We start from the raw sequence: 21,047 nt of genomic DNA, 5'->3' as shown, positions 1-21,047 counted from the left end.
ACAGCGGATACAGGCCTCTTCGCTTAAACCGTGCGGGAAAACTGGCCTTTGTGCGCGCCGCCCAGGTAGGCGTCAAAGGCCATCGCCACGCTGCGCACCATCAGTTGGCCCTTGGGCAACAGTTGCAGCGCATCGGCCTGGATCAGCAATAACCCGTCCGCCACCTGCTCGTCCAATTGCAGCAGTGCCTCGGCGAAATAGTCGTTGAAGCGCACGCCATGGGTGGCCTCGATCTGTGGGAAGTCAACTCGACCATCACACATCAGGCCATTGATCACCTCGCGGCGCAGTACGTCATCCGGGTTGAGCCGATAGCCGCGCTGCACCGGCAGCATCCCCGCGTCGAGCCGGGCGTAGTACTGGGACAGTTCCTTGACGCTCTGGCTGTAGCTGTCACCGACTTTGCCGATGGCCGACACGCCGAGGCCGATCAGGTCGCAGTCGGCATGGGTCGAATACCCCTGGAAGTTGCGCTGCAAGGTGCCGTTGGCACGGGCCAGCGCCAGTTCGTCGTCGGGCAAGGCGAAGTGGTCCATGCCGATGTAGACGTAACCGGCCTCGGTCAGGCGGCGGATGGTCAGTTCCAGCAGTTCCAGCTTGCGCGCCGGCGGCGGCATGTCTTCGGGACGGATCATGCGCTGGGCGCGGATCTGGCTCGGCAGGTGCGCGTAGCTGTAGGCCGCCACCCGATCAGGGCGCAGGGCGATCAGCTTGCTCAAGGTCACGTCGAAGCTGTCCACGGTTTGCAGCGGCAGGCCATAGATCAAGTCGACACTCACTGACTTGAAGCGCGCCTCACGCGCCGCGGCCACCAGTTGCAGGATCTGCGCTTCGCTTTGCACCCGATTGACCGCCGCCTGCACGTCGGGGTCGAAGTCCTGCACGCCGAAGCTCAGGCGATTGAAGCCCAGGCCGCGCAGCGTGTTGATCCGCTCAACGCTGATGGTGCGCGGGTCGACCTCGATGGAGAACTCATGGGCGTCGCTGTCATCCAGGGTGAAGTGTTCGGCCAGGCAGGCCATCAGCTCGGCCAATTGCGCGTCGTCCAGATAGGTCGGCGTGCCGCCGCCCAGGTGCAACTGGGTCAGGCGCCGGGAACGCTCGAACAGCGCCGCCTGCATCTGGATCTCACGCTTGAGATACGCCAGGTACTCCACGGCCCGATGGGTCTTGCGGGTGATGATCTTGTGGCAACCGCAGTAATAGCAAAGGCTCTGGCAAAACGGGATGTGGATGTACACCGACAACGCCTTGGGCGCGGCCACCTCATGGCTGGCGCGGACCGCCTGGTGATAGTCATCCAGGGCAAAGGCGCTGTTGAACTGCGGCGCGGTCGGGTACGAGGTATAGCGTGGCCCCGGTCGGTCGTATTTGTGGACCAGGGCACGGTCGAATTCAAAAGCACTCATGTGTCGATCACCTCGTCGTTGGCGCTGACCGGGGTGGCGAGCACGGCACGTTCAAACAATGCGCAAATACCGTCCACCTGCGGCAGGCCGGCGGGCAGCAACCAGATGAACGTCGGGGACAGCTCGATCAGACCGTCGCGGTGCAGCGCTTCCAGCAACGGCCAGAGGTAGGCGAAATAGCGTGCGAACACCAGGCCGTAGCGCCGTTCCACCGCCTGCACATCCAGCTCCAGGTCACAGGCCAGGCGTTCGGCCACGTGCAGGCGCACCGGGTCAGAGGTTTCGCGGAACCAGCCCCGGCATGTGGCGAGCTGACCATTGCCCAATTGCTCACGGTACTCGCGGGCATCGGCCGTGTTCTGCGCGCACAACGTGTCGATCTGGCTGATGGCGCCCACGCCGAAACCGATGTGGTCGCAGTAACCGTGCAGGGTGAAGCCTTCGCAGTTACGGCTCAGGCGCCCGCGTTCCTGGGCTTGCTTGAGGTCGTCGTCGGCCCGGGCGAACTGCCCCAGGCCGATGTAGTGATAGCCCGCCGCGGCCAGGAGCTGGAAGCAAATACGGCGCATCGCGCTCTTATCCGCCTCGCTGCTGAACGCCTGGGGTTGTTGGGATTGATAGCGCACAGGCGCATGGGCGTAATCGAATACCTGCAAGCGATCCGGCTCCAGAGCGATCAGGCTGGCCAGTTTCAGCTCGATACTGGCCGGGGTCTGCCAGGCATGGCCGTAGCCGAGGTCGATGTTCACCGAGCGAAACCCGAAGGTGCGGGCCGCATCCACCAGCGATTCGATCGGCGCCGGGTCCTGATACCGCGCCTGGCACAGCGGCCCCTCGCGGTTGGCGTCCGGCACGCCGATGCTTGCATGGTTGAAACCTTGTTCGCGCAGCAGGCCCATGGTGGCCCAGTCCGTGTGCCCGGGGTCGAGGTCGACGCAGTAGTCACCCCGGTCGTGGTCGAGAAAATTGAAGCGCTCGTGCAACTGCGCCATCAACTGCTGCACCTGGGCGAACGCCGGTGTGGTGCCGCGCAGGTGAAAGTGATCGACCGGCTGGCGGCCGCCGAGTTGGCAGCCGATTAGTTGGATTTCCTGGGTGAGGCTGTGCAAATACTCAGCGCCAACGTCGCCCGCCGGCCAGTGCAGGTTCAATGCCAGGGGCCGCTGGCACTGGCGGCTGTTGCGCAAGGCGCGCAACAGGTCAAGGGAGCCGACACCGGCATGGAAGCGACGGGTGTCCGTTTGGCAAGCCAAGTCCAACACGCCTTGATCGTGACGAAAGCGAGCGGGATGAAGAAGGGTACGCATGACGGACTCCGGTTCGGGCGGCGGTGGTGCATTGTCCGGTGCGCTTGGGCCACACGCCTTGATGTGCATCAAGGTCGCAGCCCCGCCCGTCTACCAGTTCAGGTAAAACATGCCCTTGGCCAGCAGCACAATGGCGACCATATGCGCGAACAGGCTCAGATGCACCCAGCGGACATAACGCGCACTCACCGAGCCCCAGCGCATGCGCGCCATGGTCAGCAGAAAATGCAAGAGCACGCTGGCCGCCAGGATCAGCTTGAGGGTCAGCAAGGTGCCGAAAGCCGAGGCCGTCGGCGCAGCCAGCACCGGCAGGTAACGCAGCCAGACCATGCCCAGGCCTGCGCCGAACAGCACCAGCAACACCCACGGCATCAATACCCGGGCACGTTGGCCGACGCCCTGCTCCACCAACACCATCACCCGCGCCGGCAATTGCCGGTGCAGGTGCCCCAGGATCAGCACCTCGAAAAACACCGTGCCGATGAAGATCAGCGCGGCGAACAGGTGGGCCACTAAAAACACGGGGTAAAGCATGGTGGCCTCTCAAGGGGACCGGCCGTTGGGACTTCAGTGTGCGGCCTGGCGCAACGCGAGGCCTTGATACCGATCAAGCGTTGCGAGAGTGCGGCTTACAGCAGTGGGATGCTGTAGCTGACGATCAGTCGCGTCTCGTCCTTGTCGGCCGAGTCGTTACCGCGCCACACCGCACCGCGCCAGGTCAGGCCCAGGCCCTTGAACGTGCCCGAGGGGATCACGTAATCGACACGCAGGTCGCGCTCCCACTCACTGTTGTCGCGACCGGCCGTCTGGATGTGGCTGCCGCGGATGTAGGTCACGCTCGAGCGCAGGCCCGGAAGGCCAAGGCTGCTGAAGTCGTAGGCGTAGCTGCCTACCGTGGCCTGTTCCCCGGCATTGACGAACTTCAGCGACTGGGAGTTGGTGATCAGGTACAGCGAACGGCCCTGCCCCTGGTTGATATGCGGAAAGTCACTTTCACCGGTGGTCTTCTGATAACCGAGGCTCAGCGAATGCCCGTACAGGCCGTAAGTGAACAGCGCACTCCACAGGCGGTTGTCGACCTTGCCGGCGTTGACGCCCGCGCCGTAATACCCCGAGCTGACATAGCCTTCGCCACGCCCGGCGGCGCTGGCGTTCTTGCCGTCGGCGGTGCTGTAGAAATAGCGCAGGTCAGTCTTGAACTGGCCCACCGGCAACTGCCAGTTGTGGATCAGGCCCAAGAAGTGCTGCTGGTAAAAGTTCTCCAGGTTGGCGTAGTAGTACTGCAGTTGCAGTTGCTTGCTGACGGCGTAATCCACCCCACCGTAGTAGAACTGGTTGCTGGACTTGCCCTTGACCGGATCATTCGCACCGACAATGGACATGCCCTGGCCGTTACTGGAGTTACGGTCCAGTACCTGCTCGATTTTACCGGCGATCAGGTTGAAGCCCTGCAGGTCCTTGGAGTCCACTTGATAGCCACGAAACGTCTGCGGCAACAGCCGGCCGTCTTCAGTCGTCAGCACGGGCAGCTTGGGCATCAGCGTGCCGGCTTTGAACTGAGTCTGGGAGATACGCATCTTGCCGGTGGCGCCGGTCTTGCTGAAGTCGTTGGCGGCCTTGCCATCGGACAACGGGAAAACACTGCCGGGGGTGTTGTCTTCACCAGCCTTGCCCGCGCGCCCCGAGGCGTCCAGGCGCAGGCCATACATGGCTTGCAGGTCCAGACCAAAACCAACCAGTCCCTCGGTGAAACCGGACTGGTAGTTGAACATGAACGCCTGGCCCCACTCCTTATCCGTAGGGGCTTTGGCGTTACGGGTGTCCTGGTTGTAGTAGAAATTGCGCAGGTCGAGGCTGGCTTTGCTGTCGTCGATAAAACCCGACGCAGCCACCTGCTGCGCGGCGCCCAGGGAGACGGCGAGCGCCATGCAAGTCTTGTGGTTCATGAAGGCTCCTGAAAGTAATTGAGGCGACCCGTCACAGCCCAACCCTGTTCTTTGTTGGTCGGGTGGTGCTGCATCTAACGGGTGCGCGCACGGTATAGCGTTGGGCAGCCGGGAAATAGTCGCTAAAACCGTTATTCAGTTTTTCACTTTTTGTAACAATCGCCGGAGCCCACCAGCCTCGCCGGGGCGTGCAAGCCTCCACGGGGCGTCGGCGGCGGGCACTTCACGGCACCGGCAACCAAGCGCTGAAACCGCCACGCCGGGTCAGCGGGCACCAGGCGAAGTCCCAGGCGGGAGGCGGCAACGGCGGCTGTTTGTCGAGCGCAAACGCGCTGCCCTTCCAATCGAAGACTTCCGAACCCTGCCAGGCCAGGACCACACCCTGGGCCTGGCTGTCATCGGTGTCGACCCACCGCGCCGCCGCCGCGGCCATGAACGCGTCGATCGGTTCATCGTCGATCTGCGCGCGGTACGGCGAGCCCAGCAGCCAGCGGCCGATGTTCAGGTGCCAGGTCCAGTCCTGCGCCAGCTGGTTGCGGTAGGCCCAGGTCATGAAGCTGCGAAACAGGTTCAAGCCTTCGGGCGGGTCGAGCTTGAGCAGCGCCGGGCAGATGTCGAACAAGGTGTGCCAATAGGGCAACAGGCGTGCATCCAGATGCACGAAGCTACGCGAATTGCTCGGGTATTCCGGCCGCGCCGGCTCCGTGTGCAGGCGGCGCGACGCCTTGCTGACCAGGCGGCTGGCGCCGGCAGGCAATAGAGGGTTCATAAAACGCACTCACAGTCGTGACGATAAAACGCCTCCTGATCACAGGAAGCCCAAAGCACACGTCAGAATGCGGGGGATGCGCGGGGGTTGGCCGAGGGCCAGGAATAACGCGGCGGCGCCTTGTTGCGCCGTTCGTGGGCCGGCCGCGGGGTCTGGCCGAGGCCCAGCAGCCAGGCCAGGCCGATCAGGAACACGATGGCCACGCTCGCGGCAGCGCACAGCGGGCAGGCAAAGTAGTTCGAGATATCGCTGGAAGCCGGGCTACCCAACCCTTTGTCGGAAAGTGGCGCCTGGTTGCTGTCCACCGAACAGAACGCGCCACCGACACCATTGAGCTGCTGGCCGAGCATCTGGCCATGGCCCAAACCGCACACAAACAGGTTCAGCAGGACGCAGAAGTACAGGGTCCAGGCGATCAGCGAACGGTCCGAGCGGCGCAGTTTCATGGCGGCGACTCTACCATCGAAGCCCCGCAGGGATGAAGCGCGGCGCGCCCCTGTGGCAGAACGTCGCAGATTACGCGCATCGGCCAGGGTTGGTAGACTTGGCGCCCTCCGCGTTTACTCCTTTTCAACGCCTGGCGTATAGATCCAGAGCAAGGCAGGCGCTTCACAGGATGCACAGTTGATGAGTACGTTATTCACCCGCCGCAAGGTCCTGACCGGCATGGGCCTGTTGGGTCTGGGCCTGCTGGCCGGTTGTGACAACAGCCCCAAGTTGAATTTCAAGTACGGCAAGGACTTGAGCGACAAGATCATGGGCCGCACCTTCAAGCTCAAGAATACCCAGGGTGAAACCGTCACCTTGAGTTCGTACCGTGGCCTGATGCCGGTGGTGTTTTTCGGCTTCACCCAGTGCCCGGCCGTGTGCCCGACCACCCTCGCCCGCGCCGCCCAGGCCAAGAAACTGATGGGCCGCGACGGCGAGATCATGCAGGTGATCTTTATCACCCTCGACCCCGAGCGCGACACGCCAGAGATCCTCGACCGCTACGTCAAGGCCTTCGACCCCAGCTTCGAAGCGCTGTACGGCACCCCGGAAGAGATCGCCGTGGCCGCCAAGGAATTCGGGATCTTTTATGAAAAGGTCCCCGCCGGCGACACCTACACCCTGTCCCACACCGCCACCAGTTTCGTGTTCGACACCCGCGGCAACCTGCGCCTGGGCCTGTCGGCATCCCTTAACGCTAAAGAGTGTGCAGAAGACCTGCTCACCGTCATGGAGGTCTGCTAATGACTGCCGTTCAACACCTCAAGCGCACCCTGATCGGCCTGTCCCTGCTGGGCCTCGCCGCGCACGCCAGCGCCCAGGTCCAGGTCCAGGTCAGCGACGCGTGGGTGCGTGCCACGGTGCCGGGCCAGCCATCCAGTGGCGCGTTCATGACCGTGACGGCCGACAGCGACAGCAAACTGCTGCGCGTCGCCTCGCCGGTAGCCAAGGACGTGCAGATCCATGAAATGAGCATGAAAGACGACGTGATGCGAATGGGCCCGGTGGACTCGATCACCCTGCCCGCAGGCACCCCGGTCAAGCTCGACCCGGACGGTTATCATGTGATGCTGATGGGCCTGACCGGGCAGATCAAGGAAGGCGACCAGGTGCCGCTGACCTTGACCGTGGAAAACGCCAAGGGCGAGCGGCAGACCGTCGAGGTCAAGGCCGCTGCCCGCGGGTTGGATGGCATGGCCCCTGGCAAGATGCATTGATGGGCTGGCGCCGGTTCAATCCACGATGAACAGCTTGGCGCCAACCCGCGTCGAGGAGCGATGCCCTTCCATGTTGTTTCCCACCTGATAACTCATCCCGGCCGTCAGCGTGAATTGACGGCCATCTTCCAGTTCCGTGTGCAGCTCGCCTTCGAGGCACAGCAGCACATGCCCACGCCAGCACCAGTGATCGGCCAGGTAGCCGGGGGTGTATTCGACCATGCGTACACGGGTGGTGCCAAAGTGGCCAGTGCGCCACCAGGCACTGCCGGTGATGCCTGGATGAAGCTCGGGTTCGAGGGTGGACCAGTCGGTGATGCCAAACGGGACAGCAGTGAGTTCCATGGTGGGCTCGGTCGTCAGTTAACGTGACTCGACCCTAACCACCTGGAGGGCTGCGCGACAGACACAGATCGCCGGCTTTTTTGGGATACACGCCCACTGCAACCCCGACGGCGAGTGGTAAATCGCTCATCGTGCCCCACCTACCCGCACCGCCGGTAACGGGTGGCCGCATTCAACCTCGCATCCAGCACCAACTCCTCGATCCTGAGCGTCCTCGCCAGCGCTTCGAGGTGATCCAGCATCGCCTTGCCATCGCCTGCCGAGGCCCTTTGCATCCGATATTTATGCTCACTTCCCAGCTTAATAATATTTTATTAAAAACCGCCCGGCCCCTACCTTGAAGTCATGCCCAAGCTGAATCCAACTGCATTACGCAAGGACAGACACATGACGCAAGCAATCACTCAAACAGACACCCTGGTGGTAGGCGCCGGCCAGGCCGGCGTGGCCATGAGCGAGCATTTGAGCAAGCACGGCGTGCCGCACCTGGTGCTGGAACGCAGCCGGATCGCCGAGCGCTGGCGCAGCGGCCGCTGGGATTCGTTGGTGGCCAACGGGCCGGCCTGGCACGACCGTTTTCCCGGCCTGGCCTTCGAAGGGCTCGCCCCGGATGCCTTCGCGCCGAAAGAGCGCGTGGCGGATTACTTCGAAGCCTATGCACGCCAGTTCAATGCGCCGATCCGCACCGGCGTGGAAGTCACCTCGGTGCTGCGCAATGTCGGCCGCCCCGGTTTTACCGTACACACCAGCGACGGCGTGATCGAAGCCAACCGCGTGGTGGCGGCGACCGGGCCGTTCCAGACGCCAGTGATCCCGGCGATCGCGCCGACAGACACGGCACTGCATCAGATCCATTCCGCCGACTATCGCAACCCCGACCAACTGCCCCAAGGCGCGGTGCTGGTGGTGGGCGCCGGCTCGTCGGGGGTGCAGATCGCCGATGAACTGCAGCGCAGCGGCCGTCAGGTTTACTTGTCGGTCGGCGCCCACGACCGCCCGCCGCGTGCCTATCGCCAGCGTGATTTCTGCTGGTGGCTCGGTGTGCTGGGCGAATGGGACCAGGCCGCGATCAAGCCTGGCCGCGAACACGTGACCATTGCCGTGAGCGGCGCCCACGGCGGCAAGACCATCGACTTCCGCGAGTTGGCCCTGCGCGGCATGACCCTGGTCGGGCCCACCGAGTCTTTCCATGGCGGCGTGGCCACCTTCCAACCCACCCTGTTGGAGAACCTCGCACGCGGCGACGAAAACTACCTGGCCCTGCTGGACGCGGCGGATGCGTATATCGAACGCAACGGCCTCGACCTGCCCGTGGAGCCCGAAGCCCGGCGCGTCTTCGCCGATGCCGAGTGCGTGAAACAGCCGATCCTGCAACTGGACCTGGCCCGCGCCGGCATCACCTCGATCATCTGGGCCACCGGCTTTGCCGTGGATTACCGCTGGCTGAAGGTCGATGCGTTCGACGCCGCCGGCAAGCCGCAGCACCAGCGCGGCGTGTCCAGCGAGGCCGGCATCTACTTCCTCGGTTTGCCCTGGCAGTCGCGCCGTGGCTCGTCGTTTATCTGGGGCGTGTGGCATGACGCCAAATACCTCGCCGACCATATCGCCACCCAGCGTCAGTACCTCGAATATCGCGTCGCGGCCCCGCTCGTGCGCCCGTCCCCTGTCAGCGCCTGATCATTTTTTCCGGAGTTTTTTGATGCCTACCCACACGCGCATCCGCATGTTCAACACTAAACAAACCTACCCCAACCAGAGCCTGGACAATGACCTGTGCCAGGCCGTGCGCGCCGGCAACACCGTGTATGTGCGCGGCCAGGTCGGCAGCGATTTCGACGGTAACCTGGTGGGCCTCGGCGACCCGCGTGCCCAGGCCGAGCAGGCCATGCGCAACGTCAAGCAACTGCTGGAAGAAGCCGGCAGCGACCTCAGCCATATCGTCAAGACCACCACCTACCTGATCGACCCGCGCTACCGCGAGCCGGTGTACCAGGAAGTCGGCAAATGGCTCAAGGGCGTGTTCCCGATTTCCACCGGGCTGGTGGTATCGGCCCTGGGCCAGCCGCAGTGGCTGATGGAAATCGATGTGATCGCCGTGATTCCCGAGTAAGGAGCCGTACATGACCTTTTCAATCGTCGGCCGTTGCGCCGACACCGGCCAACTGGGCATCGCCATCAGCTCTTCGAGCATCGCCGTCGGCGCACGCTGCCCCTGGCTGCGGCCGGGTGTCGGTGCGGTCGCGACCCAGAACATCACGCTGCCGGCCCTCGGCCCGGACGTGCTCGACCTGCTGCAACAAGGCCTAGCCCCCGCCGCCGCAATCGACCAGGCGCTGACCCGCAACGGCTACAGCCAATACCGCCAACTGACCGCGATCGATCACCTGGGCCGCAGCGTGCATTTCAGCGGCAGCCAAACCCTCGGCAAGCACCACGCGGTGTCGGGCGAACAGTGCGTCGCGGCCGGCAATATGCTCGCCGACCGCTCAGTGATCGAGGCGATGGTCCAGGCCTTCGAGCAAGGCGAAGGCCAACTGGCCGATCGACTCTTGGCCGCGATGCATGCCGCCATCGCCGCCGGTGGCGAAGCCGGCCCGGTGCATTCGGCCGCGTTGCAGGTGGTGGGCGAACTGACCTGGCCGATCATCGACCTGCGGGTGGATTGGGCCGACGCCAACCCGATCGGCCAACTGCACACGCTGTGGGATGCCTATCGCCCACAAGTGCAGGCCTACATCGACCGCGCCCTGGCCCCCGACCACGCGCCCGGCTATGGCGTCGCCGGGGACGAGCGATGAGCCGCAGCCGCGCATTGCTGCAGACGCTGGTGGGGTTCGATACCACCAGCCGCGAGTCCAACCTGCAGTTGATCGCCTTTGTGCGCGATTACCTGGCGAGTCACTGCGTGGCCAGCGAACTGATCTACAACGAGGCCCGCACCAAGGCCAACCTGTTTGCCAGCATCGGCCCGGTGGAGGTGCCCGGGATTGTGCTGTCCGGGCATACCGATGTCGTGCCGGTGGATGGGCAACCGTGGAGCGTGCCGCCGTTTGAACTGACCGAACGCGACGGCCGGCTGTTCGGCCGGGGCACTGCGGACATGAAGGGCTACATCGCCTGCGTGCTGGCCCTGGTGCCGGCGCTGGTCGCAGCGACGTTGCGCCGGCCGGTGCATATCGCCCTCTCCTACGACGAGGAAGTCGGTTGCCTGGGCGTGCGCTCGTTGCTCAGCGTGCTGGCGCAGCGGCCGGTGAAGCCGAAGCTGTGCATCATCGGCGAACCGACCGAACTCAAGCCGGTGCTCGGCCATAAAGGCAAGCTGGCGATGCGCTGCGATGTGCATGGCGCGGCCTGTCATTCGGCGTATGCGCCCCATGGCGTGAATGCGATCGAGCATGCCGCCGAATTGATCGGCGAACTGGGACGCATCGGCCAACGGCTGCGCGATAAGCAGGATGCGCGCTTTGATCCGCCGTTCAGTACGGTGCAAACCGGGGTGATTGGCGGGGGCAAGGCGTTGAACATCGTGCCCGCCGACTGCCGGTTTGATTTTGAGGTCCGCGCGCTGCCGGGCCAGGCCCCGCAAGCGGTGGCGGATGAATTGCGCGCCTACGCCGAGCAGCAGGTATTGCCGCGCATGCAGGCGGTGAGCGCGCAGAGTGCGATTCGCTTTACCGAGCTGTCGGCGTATCCGGGGCTGATGACCGATCAGCATAGCGAGGCGGCCGAGTTGATCGCGGCATTTTGTGGCTCGCGGGCGTTCGGCACGGTAGCGTTCGGCACCGAGGGCGGGTTGTTCGACGCGGTGGGCATTCCCACGGTGGTGTGCGGGCCCGGCAGCATGGACCAGGGGCATAAACCGGACGAGTTTGTGAGTGTGGCGCAGTTGGCACAGTGCGATCAGATGTTGCACAGCATGCTGAACGCGCTGCGTTGACGACCCTCGGCTGTGCCGACGACATACCCTGCATCAATCGCTACCCGCAGCTGATGGAACCGTACTTGAAGGCGGCCCACATAGGAAAACGGCTAATAGCCGTTTTCACTTCAACAGCCTTTGAGTATTGACCATGATAGGAATTCCACCGCACTCGCCGTTGAACAACCCGCTCAACGCTGCGCCGCCTGAAGAGTTGCGTCAGCGCCCCGAAGCGGGTGTACCTGACAGGGAAAGCATACGCATGGCCGTAAGAGAAGAGGATGCATATCGCACGCTGGATGTCTTTTTTGACGTGGCAGAAGCTAACGGCATCAAGGATCTGAACCCGAGCCACGGCAGGCCCTACCTCGATAACAACTTGAACCCGCCGGGCAACGTGGTGCCGCTGTCCGTCCACTTCCGCCCGGACCGTCCGGATGACACTTACAGCCCGGGGCACTTGAAGGCGGTCAACAACTTCGGCACACAACTCGACGCACGGTTGAAGCAACTGAACATCCGGAATGTCGGGCCCGAGGAGTAATCCCAGCGCCGATCAGAGTTGACGCCTGCGTGACCCAGAACAGCCGGGCCGATGCGTTGTTGGCCCAGGCTTGAGCGCGCCGATCAGGCGAGCAAACGCGCCAGCTCCTCGCGGCAGTAATCGACGAACAACTGCACCGGCTTGGTCAACGGTGCGCGGCGCAACCACACGGCCGACAAGCCCGAGCCGGTGACGGTTTCCGCCAGCGGCAGGCACACGACTTTCTGGCCGTCATAGGTGTACTCGGTAAACGGCCTGGTCACCAGAATCGAAAAGCCAAACCCGCGCCCCACCATGCCCCGCACCATCTCGATCGACGGCGAGCTGAACACGATGTTCGGCGTCAAGCCGCGCTCTTCAAAGATGCTCACGAAGTACGTGCGGCTCGGCAGTACATCCAGCAGGATCATCGGCTCCAGCACCAGGTCCGCGAGCGACACCTTGGCCTGCTGCGCAAAGCGGTGATCGGCCGGCAACAGCGCATACGGCTGCTGCGGCGGCATCAACGGCGTGGTCTCGATGGTCGCGCCCAGGTCATGCTCGAACAGCATCGCCACGTCGATACTGCCGGCCGTCAGCGCCTGCACCAACTCCTGCTGCTCACCATCGCGCATGCGGATTTCCACCCCCGGCCAGCGCGCCTTGAAACCGGCGATCAAACGCGGCAGGTACAGCGGCGCGACGGTTTCAAAGCAGCCGATATCGATCTGCCCCGCCACCACGTCATTGTCGGCCAGGGCATTCTGCTCGAACTCGTGGGCCACCCGCAGCAGCTCCAGCGCCTTGCGATAAAAGCGCGCGCCGCTGGGGGTGAGCGACACGCCCTGGGCGTGATGGCGGATAAACAGCTGCACGCCAAAGCTGTCTTCCAGTTGCTTGATCGCGGTGGACACCGACGGTTGCGCGATATACAGCTTGCGCGACGCCTCGGCGACGCTGCCGCACTCGGCCGTGGTGACGAAATATCTGAGCTGGCGCAGGTTATAGGCAGCCATCGGGCCCTCCGCAAATGTGGGACTTCGCCCCAGGACACAAGCGGGCAACATACCGGAGCGCGTGGCCACGCGAGATACTTTTTTTAAGGTCTATAGCAACAAACTTACTAATTTACCTCCCCGCCCCCATTGCAGATGATCGCTCCAACAACAAAGCGCCGCTGAGCGGCGCACAGCGAAGTACGTCAACGTACTCACCTTGCCTTGGAGCTCGTCATGGTTACCACTGCAACATCCAGCGCCCCGCTTATCGAAAAACACACGATTGGATACGTGCCCCCGGAAGATCGCCACGGAAAGGTAAGAGACCTGTTCACCCTGTGGTTCGGCGGCAACATCGCGCCGTTGCCGATCGTCACGGGTGCGCTGGGCGTGCAACTGTTCCACCTCAACCTGATCTGGGGCATTGTCGCCATCCTCGTCGGCCACCTGGTCGGCGGCGTGCTGATGGCATTGCACTCGGCCCAGGGCCCGCAGATGGGCATCCCGCAAATGATCCAGAGCCGCGCACAATTCGGCTCCCTCGGCGCGTTGCTGGTGGTGGTGATCGCCGGGGTGATGTACATCGGCTTCTTCGCCTCCAACATCGTGCTGGCCGGTAAATCCCTGCACGGTGTGGTCGACAGCGTGCCCGTGCCGGTGGGCATCGTGATCGGCGCCATCGGTTCCGGGATCATCGGCATCATCGGCTACCGCTTCATCCACGTACTCAACCGCATCGGCACCTGGGTACTGGGCGCGGGGATCGTGCTGGGTTTCGGCTACATCTTCAGCCATATACAGACCAGCGACTTTCTGACCCGCGGCAGCTTCAACCTCTCCGGCTGGCTGGCCACCGTGTCCCTGGCGGCGCTGTGGCAGATCGCGTTCGCGCCCTACGTCTCCGACTATTCGCGCTACCTGCCGGCCGACGTCCCCGTCGCGTCGACCTTCTGGACCACCTACCTGGGCTCGGCGCTGGGTTCGAGCCTGTCGTTCATCTTCGGCGCCGTCGCGGTGCTCGCCACCCCGGTGGGCATGGACACCATGGACGCGGTCAAACTCGCCACCGGCGCCATCGGCCCGTTGATGCTGGTGCTGTTCTTGCTCAGCGTGATCAGCCACAACGCCCTCAACCTGTACGGCGCGGTGCTGTCGATCATCACCCTGGTGCAGACCTTCGCCTACCGCTGGATCCCCACCGCGAAAAGCCGCGCCGTGATCTCGATCATCGTACTCGCGGCCTGTTCGGTGGCCGCGGTATTCGCCTCGAAAGACTTTATCGGCCACTTCGTCGACATGGTCCTGGTGCTGCTGGTGGTACTGGTGCCGTGGACGGCGATCAACCTGATCGACTTCTACGCGATCCATAAAGGCAAGTACGACATTGCATCGATCTTCCGCGTGGACGGCGGGATCTACGGGCGCTACAACCCCCAGGCGCTGCTGGCCTATGCGGTGGGGATCGCGGTGCAGATTCCGTTCATGAACACACCGCTGTACGTGGGGCCGATTTCGCAGCACATCAACGGCGCGGATTTGTCGTGGGTGGTGGGGTTGGTGGTGACGTCGCCGTTGTATTTCTGGTTGGCGAGTCGGGACAGTGCGTATAAGCGGCGGATGGCGGAAGGGACGCTGGTGGGTGGAGTTTGAAACAGCCTGTCGGTTGCGCCTCGATTAACCGCACTTTATAGTTCGCCCCGTCGCTGGCATTGGTCGGCGACAGGGTTTCGCAGCCCTACACAATAGAATCAACCTGCACAGTCATCAGACCCTCAGGCGAAGTCCGCCTGCGCCTCGTTTATGGCGGCTGTGCGTGGGAGACCTTCGGGTCTGCCGGGGGTGATTCTTCCTGGTCTGCGAACCCGCGCACAGTTGCCACCCAATCTGTTTCGCAGCAGCAAGGTGGTGATTCTTTTTACCCAAATAGAATCGAACCTCATGACCAATCAAAATCCGCCCCGCCGCTTCACCCCCATGTCCCAAACCGCAACCGACTACCCGGTCCTGCTGATCGACAGCGACGCCCCGCTCAGCGAGTTGCACGCCTGCGCCAGCGAGCGCCTCAATGCCGCGCTCGCCTACCTGCACCTGATGGCCTGTTCCAAAGTGTCCGACTATGCCGAGCACGACATCAATACCGTCGCCAACACCGCCCGGATCATGGTCCAGGATGTGGCGGATGTGTTTACGGTGATGGAGCGGCGTGGGTTTGATTCGCCTGCGGTGAGTTGATGTGATGTAAGTGCTGAGGAAACCCGCTTTGGCGGGTTTTCTGGTGAACTGGAAGTTGGCGGACGAAGTGGATTTGATGGCGTTTGTGCCGCCGCCATCGCAGCCTCGCTGGGGCTCGACAGCTCCCACCGTTGACCGAGTCCGGCCTCCAGCAGTGGGTCGATCACCAAGCCCCGTCACTTGGCCCCGTTAAACCACGCTGGCCGAACATCCTGGTCGACCCAGAGGCCACAATGGCGGCGCTATAGACACCCGGCTATCATGTGGCCTTTCGCTTACCCCCCGAGGAAACCGCATGCCCGCCCTCTCCTTTCGCAACGCCCTCCCCAGCGACGCCGCCCATTGCTTCGACATCGAAACCACTGCCTACGAAGGCGACGAAGCCGCGACCCTGGAAAAGATCGCCACGCGCATTGCGCAATACCCGCAAGGCTTTTTGATCCTGGAGGCAGATGGCGAGGTGGTGGGCTTCATCAACAGCGGCTGCGCCCACAAGGTGGTGATGTCGGATGAAGCGTTCAAGGAGTTGGTCGGCCATGCGGCCGAGGCGCCGAATGTGGTGATCATGTCGGTGGTGGTCGCCCCGGCGCACCAAGGCAAGGGCTATTCCACCGCGTTGATGCGCGAGTTTGTGCAGCGCATGCGCGCGTTGGGCAAGCAGACGATTCACTTGATGTGCAAGGACCGCCATGTGGCGCTGTACACCCGCCTGGGCTACCGCTACGTGCAGCCGTCGACGTCGGATCATGGCGGGATGGCGTGGCATGAGATGGTGATGGCTTTTTAATAGCCACCCTGGGAACTTATCCTTGTTGCAGCGCCCAACAAGGCACCACGAATTGACTCGGAGTGCTTTGATGTCCAGGGCACGTATCAGCCGCTTGTTGACCTCCTCTTTGATCGCAGCCCCGTTGATGGCCATGGTGCCGGTTGCATTCGGTGCCACTGCGCAGGACATCGAGCACCTCCGAAACTTATCCGTCGACCAGTTCCGCCGGGAGGCCAAGTAACGCGCCGAGGAGCAGGCGCGCCAGGAAGCCAGGGAAAAGCAGTTGCAGGAAGAGGAGGTACGCGCTTTATTGCTCGAAAAACCCTGATCACGCCCACACTCAATCGTATAAAGAACTGTCTAGACGCTTGTCGGACAACGGGCCACAAGGAATCCAGCGCGATGCAGCCTCCTCTCATTGAAATCAGCGACCAGCCCAACCCCGACGCCGAACGCATCCTCGGCAACGGCCTGGCGGCGTTCAACGAACAAGCCACCGGCTACCATGACCGGCGCCCGCTGAGCGTGCTGGTCAAAGACCCGCACACCCAGCAGGTGCTCGGCGGCATCACCGGCCGGAGCGCATTCGGCATGGCCTTCCTCGACCTCTTCCACTTGCCCGAGACCCTGCGCGGTTCCGGCATCGGCAGCCGATTGCTGCGCGCCTTCGAAGACGAAGCCCGACGCCGCGGCTGTCGCAATGCCGTGCTCTACACCATCAGCTTCCAGGCACCGGGGTTCTATGAGAAAAACGGCTGGGTGCGGTTTGGCGAAATCGCCTGTGAACCCGAGGGCAACAGCCGGGTGTTTCTGTCGAAACAGCTGTGAGATTCAGGCGTTCACTCGTTGGAGATCAACATGCCGGTACCGACGGGTGAATAGATGATGGCCTGGGTATCCAGGTTCTTGATGCCCGAGCTGATTTCTTCAATCCATCGATACAGCCTCCCAAAAGCAAACCAATATCATTTGCGCACAACCCGACGCTTTGGTTTAATCGCGAGCAATTCTTATTTACGCCAAAGCCTTTGCGCTGGATGGACAGTGTGTCGACCTCCTTCACCCACCTCTACGGCACCCACCACAGCTGGCTGCTCGGCCTGCTGCGGCGGCGCCTGAACGACCGCTGGGATGCCGCCGACCTGGCCCACGACACGTTTATCCGCATCCTCGGCCGCCCGTTGGCCGAAACCGATCACGTCGGCCAACGCTCCTACCTGGCCACCATCGCCCGTGGCCTGTGCATCGACCACTGGCGCCGCCGCCAACTGGAACGCGCCTGGCTGCAAACCCTGGCCGAGCGCCCGGAAGCGCGGCAGCCGTCGCCGGAGCAGCGGGCGATCATCGTCGAAACCCTCTACGAAGTGGACACGATGCTCGCGCGCCTGCCGAAGAAGGTCAGCGAGGCCTTTTTACTCGCGCACTTGCACGGCCTGCCCTACAAGCAGATCGCCGTACAGCTTGGCGTGTGCGAGCGCATGGTCAAGAAGTACATGGCCCAGGCCCTGCTGCACTGCGCGATTCTGGAAGCCGAACTCGACGGGATGCTGGTGCAATGAGCCGCCCCGGCCAGCTCAGCCACGCCAGCCTGGAGCAGGCTGCGCACTGGTACGTGCGCCTGCAGGACCCAGGCGGTGCGCTCGAACAGTTGCGCTGGCAAACCTGGGTCGCGCAAAGCCCCGAGCACCTGGCGGCCTGGCAGTACGTGCAGCGCGTCAGCCAGCGTTTTGCGCCGTTGCTGGAGCAACCCCATGGCGCCAGCCGGGCCTTGCGCAGCTCGCGGCGCCAGACGCTCAAGACCCTGCTGGTGCTGGGTGTCGGCTCGACACTGGCCTGGGGCACTTGGCGCCACAGCCCCCTGCCCCGCCTGGCAAGCGGCTGGAGTGCCGACTATGCAACCGCCAACGGCGAGACCCGCGACGCGCTGCTGACCGATGGCAGCCATGTGTGGTTGAACGCACTGAGCGCGCTGGATGTGCGCTTCGATGCCGCGCAACGCTTGCTGCGCCTGCGCTTTGGCGAAGTGTTGATCGACACCGCCAAGGACCCCAGCCGTCCGTTCCTGGTGGACACCGAACAAGGCCGGCTGCAGGCGCTGGGCACGCGCTTCAGCGTGGTGCAAGGCGATGAACATACCCAGCTCACGGTGTTCGAGGGCCGGGTGCGGGTGAGTACGCTCAACCCGCACCCACGGATTGTCGACACCGGCCAACAGCTGACGTTTACCCGCAACCACTTCAACACCGCCAGCGTCGCCTCCCCGGCCCGTGAAGCCTGGAGCCGTGGCGTGCTGCTGGCGGACAACCTGCCGCTCGGCGAGTTGATCGCCGAACTCAACCGCTATAGCCCCGGCCACCTGGGCTGCGACCCGGCCGTGGCGCAGTTGCCGGTGATGGGTTCGTTCCCGCTCAAGGACAGCGACCAGGCCCTGCACCTGCTGCAAGCCGCGCTGCCGATTCGGGTCGAGCGGCCGATGCCGTGGTGGGTCAGCGTCGGGCCGCAGTAAAAAACTTCACCCGCCAGTTCCCTTTTTCGACACTCGTTCGGTTAACCCTGCAGACGCTTTCAACTCGCCGATCGACTTGATCCAAAGGGACACCTCCATGCCGCAACCTGCTCGCTTCGCGCTGCGCCCACTGGCGCTGGCCACCTCCCTGCTTTGCCTCGGCGCGCCGACGCTGTACGCCGCCGAGCCGACCTCGACCCAGGAAGCCGCGCGCAGTTATCGCATCGCGGGCGGCGCCCTGGTCGCCGTGCTGAACAGCTTCGCCGAACAGTCCGGAATGTTCATCGCCGGCCATAACAGCCTCGCCGCTGGTAAAACCAGCCCCGGCCTGAACGGCAGCTATACCCCGACCAGCGGTTTGCAGCGCCTGTTGCAGGGCAGCGGTTTGCAGGCGCTGCCCCAAGGCAACAACGGTTACGTGCTGGAGCTGATCCCCGCCCACAGCGGCGCGCTGGAGCTGGGCGCCACGACGATTTCCGGCCAGGGCCTGGGCGCTATCACCGAAGACACCCATGCCTACACTACCGGTGTCATGGCCTCGGCCACCGGCTTGCCGCTGTCGATGCGCGACACCCCGCAGTCGGTCACGGTGATCACCCGCCAGCAGATGGACGACCAGGGCTCCAACAGCATCGCCGACACCCTGCGCCGCGCCCCCGGCGTGAGCGTGCAGAACTACGACAGCGAACGCTGGGAGTTCTCCAGCCGTGGCCTGCCGATCACCAATTTCCAGTACGACGGCGTCAACGCCACCTATGACGGCGTGTACGACTACGGCACCACCAGCACCGACATGGCAGTGTACGACCACCTGGAAATCATCAAGGGCTCGGCCGGCCTGCTGAGCGGTTCCGGCGATCCGTCGGCCACGGTCAACCTGATCCGCAAAAAGCCCACGCGGGAATTCAAGGCCTCGGTCACCCAGACCTTCGGCTCCTGGGACAACTACCGCACCGAAGGCGATATTTCCGGCCCCTTGACCGAGTCGGACAATCTGCGCGGACGCTTTGTCGGCGTGTATCAGGACCGCCAGTCGTATCTCGATCACTACCAGCACACCAAGGACATCGGCTACGGCATCCTTGAAGCGGACCTTACGCCCGACACCCTGCTGACCTTCGGTATCGACCAGCAAGACACCCGCTCCCGTGGCGCCAGCTGGACCGGTTTCCCGATGTTCTTCAGCGACGGCTCGCGCACGCACTTCTCGCGCTCGTTCAACCCGGCGGCCGACTGGAGCCGCCGCGACTTCCAGAACCAGACGCTGTTCGCCTCGGTGCAACAGCAGTTGGCGAACGACTGGTCGCTCAAGGTCAGCCTCGACCGCAAGCGCAGTCAGCACGACACCCTGCTCGCCTCCGCCAGCGGCGGCAACCCGGACCCGGTCAGCGGCGACGGCATGTACATGTTCATGGGCAAGTACAAGGGCGACCAGTTACAGAACACCCTGGACGTCAATCTCAGCGGGCCGTTCAACCTGTTTGGCCGCGAGCACGAGCTGATCATGGGCTTTATGGCCACCCGCTCGAAGCAGGACGTGCCGGTCTACGGTTCGATTTACCCCGCCGTGGGCGGCAGCATTTTCGACTGGCACGGCGAGTACGCCAAACCGGATATCCCGCGCAGCGGCCAGAACGATATCGTGCAACGCCAGACCGGCGCCTACCTGGCCACGCGCTTGAAACCCACGGACGATTTGTCAGTGATCCTCGGCACGCGCGTCAGCACGTTCAGCGGCACCGACACCACCGATTTCTATGACCCGACCAAGGCCGACAACCGCACCACCTACCGCCAGAGCGGCGTGGTCACGCCATATGCCGGGATCGTCTACGACCTCAACGACACCTGGTCGGTGTACACCAGCTACACCCAGATCTACCGCCCGCAAAGCAGCAAGGACGCCGACCGCAAACTGCTCGACCCGATCGAGGGCGCCACCTATGAAGCCGGGCTCAAGGCAGCGTTCTACGACGGCCGCCTGAATGCCAGTTTTGCCGCGTTCCGCATCGAGCAGGACAATGTCGCCGAGTACGTGTCGGGCTTCGAGACCGATTCGGTGTACCGCCCGATTGCCGGCGCCACCACCAAGGGCTTCGAGGCGCAACTGTCGGGTGAAGTGCTGGACGGCTGGAACATCTCGGCCGGCTACACCTACCAGCACACCCGCGATGCCAACAACGGTTATGTGTACAGCTCGGTGCTGCAAACCACCACGCCGCAGCAGGTGGTGCGCCTGTTCAGTAGCTATCGCCTGCCCGGCGCGCTGGAGCATGTCACCGTGGGCGGTGGCGTGAATTGGCAGAGCGAGTTCTTCGGCAACGTGTTCCAACCCGACCCGAACGACACGGTCAACTTCGGCCAGAACGCACGCATCACCCAGGACAGTTACTACCTGGTCGACCTGATGGCCCGCTACCGCTTCAACGAGCACCTGAGCACCACGCTTAACGTGAAGAACCTGTTCGATAAAAAGTACTACACGGGCCTGGGCAACTTCGGCACCGGGTTCTACGGCGAACCGCGCAGCCTGCAACTGGCGACTAAATGGGACTTCTAGGCTGACGGCCCCGGCAGTCTGTGCAATGATCCTCCCTCGATCTCCCGAGGGATGGAGC

General features: G+C 63.4%; 23 protein-coding genes and 1 pseudogene. 15 read left to right on the top strand and 9 right to left on the bottom strand.

All coding sequences use genetic code 11. The annotated features are described in order from the left end of the window. Window positions 1-23: 23 nt before the first annotated feature. From hemN to RGV59_RS18330, 6 genes are all read right to left on the bottom strand, one after another. On the bottom strand, window positions 24-1,409 hold the full coding sequence (gene hemN, locus RGV59_RS18355) for an oxygen-independent coproporphyrinogen III oxidase (RefSeq protein WP_046383783.1): 1,386 nt from the start codon (window positions 1,407-1,409) through the stop codon (window positions 24-26). After that, window positions 1,406-2,716 carry a coproporphyrinogen III oxidase gene (locus RGV59_RS18350; RefSeq protein ID WP_046488404.1) on the bottom strand — a complete coding sequence of 437 codons (1,311 nt, stop codon included), beginning with the start codon at window positions 2,714-2,716 and terminating at the stop codon, window positions 1,406-1,408. Before RGV59_RS18350 ends, hemN begins: the two co-directional genes overlap by 4 nt. 90 nt (window positions 2,717-2,806) lie before the next feature. After that, a complete protein-coding gene (locus tag RGV59_RS18345; protein WP_108526471.1) occupies window positions 2,807-3,250 on the bottom strand; it encodes a CopD family copper resistance protein in 444 nt (147 codons plus the stop codon). Window positions 3,251-3,345: 95 nt separating this feature from the next. After that, window positions 3,346-4,662, bottom strand: a complete 1,317-nt coding sequence (locus tag RGV59_RS18340; RefSeq protein WP_104903393.1) for an OprD family porin — start codon at window positions 4,660-4,662, stop codon at window positions 3,346-3,348. Between the two features lie 223 nt (window positions 4,663-4,885). Next, window positions 4,886-5,431, bottom strand: a complete 546-nt coding sequence (locus RGV59_RS18335; RefSeq protein ID WP_126586048.1) for a putative natural product biosynthesis protein — start codon at window positions 5,429-5,431, stop codon at window positions 4,886-4,888. 62 nt (window positions 5,432-5,493) lie between these two features. Next, a complete protein-coding gene (locus RGV59_RS18330) occupies window positions 5,494-5,877 on the bottom strand; it encodes a DUF2946 domain-containing protein (RefSeq protein ID WP_057004801.1) in 384 nt (127 codons plus the stop codon). Between the two features lie 181 nt (window positions 5,878-6,058). Between RGV59_RS18330 and RGV59_RS18325 the strand changes: the two genes are divergently transcribed. Both RGV59_RS18325 and RGV59_RS18320 read left to right on the top strand, forming a co-directional pair. Further along, window positions 6,059-6,664, top strand: coding sequence for an SCO family protein (locus RGV59_RS18325; protein ID WP_046383789.1), 606 nt, complete (start codon window positions 6,059-6,061; stop codon window positions 6,662-6,664). Next, window positions 6,664-7,137, top strand: a complete 474-nt coding sequence (locus RGV59_RS18320) for a copper chaperone PCu(A)C (RefSeq protein WP_104903395.1) — start codon at window positions 6,664-6,666, stop codon at window positions 7,135-7,137. The genes RGV59_RS18325 and RGV59_RS18320 overlap by 1 nt, the downstream gene beginning before the upstream one ends. 15 nt (window positions 7,138-7,152) lie before the next feature. Here the strand turns inward: RGV59_RS18320 and RGV59_RS18315 are convergent, their stop codons facing one another. Beyond that, entirely contained in the window at window positions 7,153-7,482 is a 330-nt protein-coding gene (locus RGV59_RS18315) for a DHCW motif cupin fold protein (protein ID WP_046383791.1), read from the bottom strand. 18 nt (window positions 7,483-7,500) lie between these two features. After that, window positions 7,501-7,739, bottom strand: a pseudogene (locus RGV59_RS31790) (hypothetical protein); the annotation flags it as partial. Between the two features lie 88 nt (window positions 7,740-7,827). On the opposite strand from RGV59_RS31790, the gene RGV59_RS18310 reads away from it, so the two are divergent. The 5 genes from RGV59_RS18310 to RGV59_RS18290 all read left to right on the top strand — a co-directional run bounded on the left by RGV59_RS18310 (window position 7,828) and on the right by RGV59_RS18290 (window position 11,945). Further along, on the top strand, window positions 7,828-9,159 hold the full coding sequence (locus RGV59_RS18310; protein ID WP_376741855.1) for a flavin-containing monooxygenase: 1,332 nt from the start codon (window positions 7,828-7,830) through the stop codon (window positions 9,157-9,159). Between the two features lie 22 nt (window positions 9,160-9,181). Continuing rightward, complete coding sequence (locus RGV59_RS18305) at window positions 9,182-9,592, top strand: RidA family protein (RefSeq protein WP_046383793.1); 411 nt, start codon at window positions 9,182-9,184, stop codon at window positions 9,590-9,592. 10 nt (window positions 9,593-9,602) lie between these two features. After that, complete coding sequence (locus tag RGV59_RS18300; RefSeq protein WP_126586044.1) at window positions 9,603-10,280, top strand: DUF1028 domain-containing protein; 678 nt, start codon at window positions 9,603-9,605, stop codon at window positions 10,278-10,280. Then, window positions 10,277-11,419, top strand: coding sequence for an acetylornithine deacetylase (gene argE, locus RGV59_RS18295; RefSeq protein WP_126586042.1), 1,143 nt, complete (start codon window positions 10,277-10,279; stop codon window positions 11,417-11,419). Before RGV59_RS18300 ends, argE begins: the two co-directional genes overlap by 4 nt. Window positions 11,420-11,552: 133 nt before the next feature. Continuing rightward, window positions 11,553-11,945: a hypothetical protein gene (locus RGV59_RS18290; protein ID WP_126586040.1), complete on the top strand. Its 393-nt coding sequence runs from the start codon at window positions 11,553-11,555 to the stop codon at window positions 11,943-11,945. 83 nt (window positions 11,946-12,028) lie between these two features. On the opposite strand, the gene RGV59_RS18285 is transcribed toward RGV59_RS18290, so the two are convergent. After that, window positions 12,029-12,940, bottom strand: a complete 912-nt coding sequence (locus RGV59_RS18285; RefSeq protein WP_046383797.1) for a LysR substrate-binding domain-containing protein — start codon at window positions 12,938-12,940, stop codon at window positions 12,029-12,031. A 216-nt stretch (window positions 12,941-13,156) separates the two neighbouring features. Between RGV59_RS18285 and RGV59_RS18280 the strand changes: the two genes are divergently transcribed. The 8 genes from RGV59_RS18280 (at window position 13,157) to RGV59_RS18245 (ending at window position 20,989) form a co-directional block, all read left to right on the top strand. Next, on the top strand, window positions 13,157-14,572 hold the full coding sequence (locus RGV59_RS18280) for a purine-cytosine permease family protein (protein WP_046488423.1): 1,416 nt from the start codon (window positions 13,157-13,159) through the stop codon (window positions 14,570-14,572). Window positions 14,573-14,860: 288 nt separating this feature from the next. Next, window positions 14,861-15,154 carry a hypothetical protein gene (locus RGV59_RS18275; protein WP_046383799.1) on the top strand — a complete coding sequence of 98 codons (294 nt, stop codon included), beginning with the start codon at window positions 14,861-14,863 and terminating at the stop codon, window positions 15,152-15,154. A gap of 295 nt (window positions 15,155-15,449) precedes the next feature. Beyond that, on the top strand, window positions 15,450-15,941 hold the full coding sequence (locus tag RGV59_RS18270) for a GNAT family N-acetyltransferase (RefSeq protein WP_126586038.1): 492 nt from the start codon (window positions 15,450-15,452) through the stop codon (window positions 15,939-15,941). A gap of 70 nt (window positions 15,942-16,011) precedes the next feature. After that, on the top strand, window positions 16,012-16,164 hold the full coding sequence (locus RGV59_RS18265) for a hypothetical protein (protein WP_169885801.1): 153 nt from the start codon (window positions 16,012-16,014) through the stop codon (window positions 16,162-16,164). Window positions 16,165-16,325: 161 nt separating this feature from the next. Then, window positions 16,326-16,751 carry a GNAT family N-acetyltransferase gene (locus tag RGV59_RS18260; RefSeq protein ID WP_046383802.1) on the top strand — a complete coding sequence of 142 codons (426 nt, stop codon included), beginning with the start codon at window positions 16,326-16,328 and terminating at the stop codon, window positions 16,749-16,751. 209 nt (window positions 16,752-16,960) lie between these two features. Further along, on the top strand, window positions 16,961-17,482 hold the full coding sequence (locus tag RGV59_RS18255) for a sigma-70 family RNA polymerase sigma factor (RefSeq protein ID WP_046488431.1): 522 nt from the start codon (window positions 16,961-16,963) through the stop codon (window positions 17,480-17,482). Continuing rightward, window positions 17,479-18,429, top strand: coding sequence for a FecR domain-containing protein (locus RGV59_RS18250; protein WP_126586036.1), 951 nt, complete (start codon window positions 17,479-17,481; stop codon window positions 18,427-18,429). The genes RGV59_RS18255 and RGV59_RS18250 overlap by 4 nt, the downstream gene beginning before the upstream one ends. Window positions 18,430-18,526: 97 nt before the next feature. Further along, the gene (locus RGV59_RS18245) at window positions 18,527-20,989 is read left to right on the top strand and encodes a TonB-dependent siderophore receptor (RefSeq protein WP_126586034.1); all 2,463 of its coding nucleotides are present in this window, start codon (window positions 18,527-18,529) and stop codon (window positions 20,987-20,989) included. The last annotated feature ends 58 nt before the right edge of the window (window positions 20,990-21,047 follow it).

This window comes from Pseudomonas sp. FG1, assembly GCF_034313875.1.
Classification (GTDB): Bacteria; Pseudomonadota; Gammaproteobacteria; order Pseudomonadales; family Pseudomonadaceae; genus Aquipseudomonas; species Aquipseudomonas veronii.
This window is presented reverse-complemented; position numbering and strand designations above follow the sequence as displayed.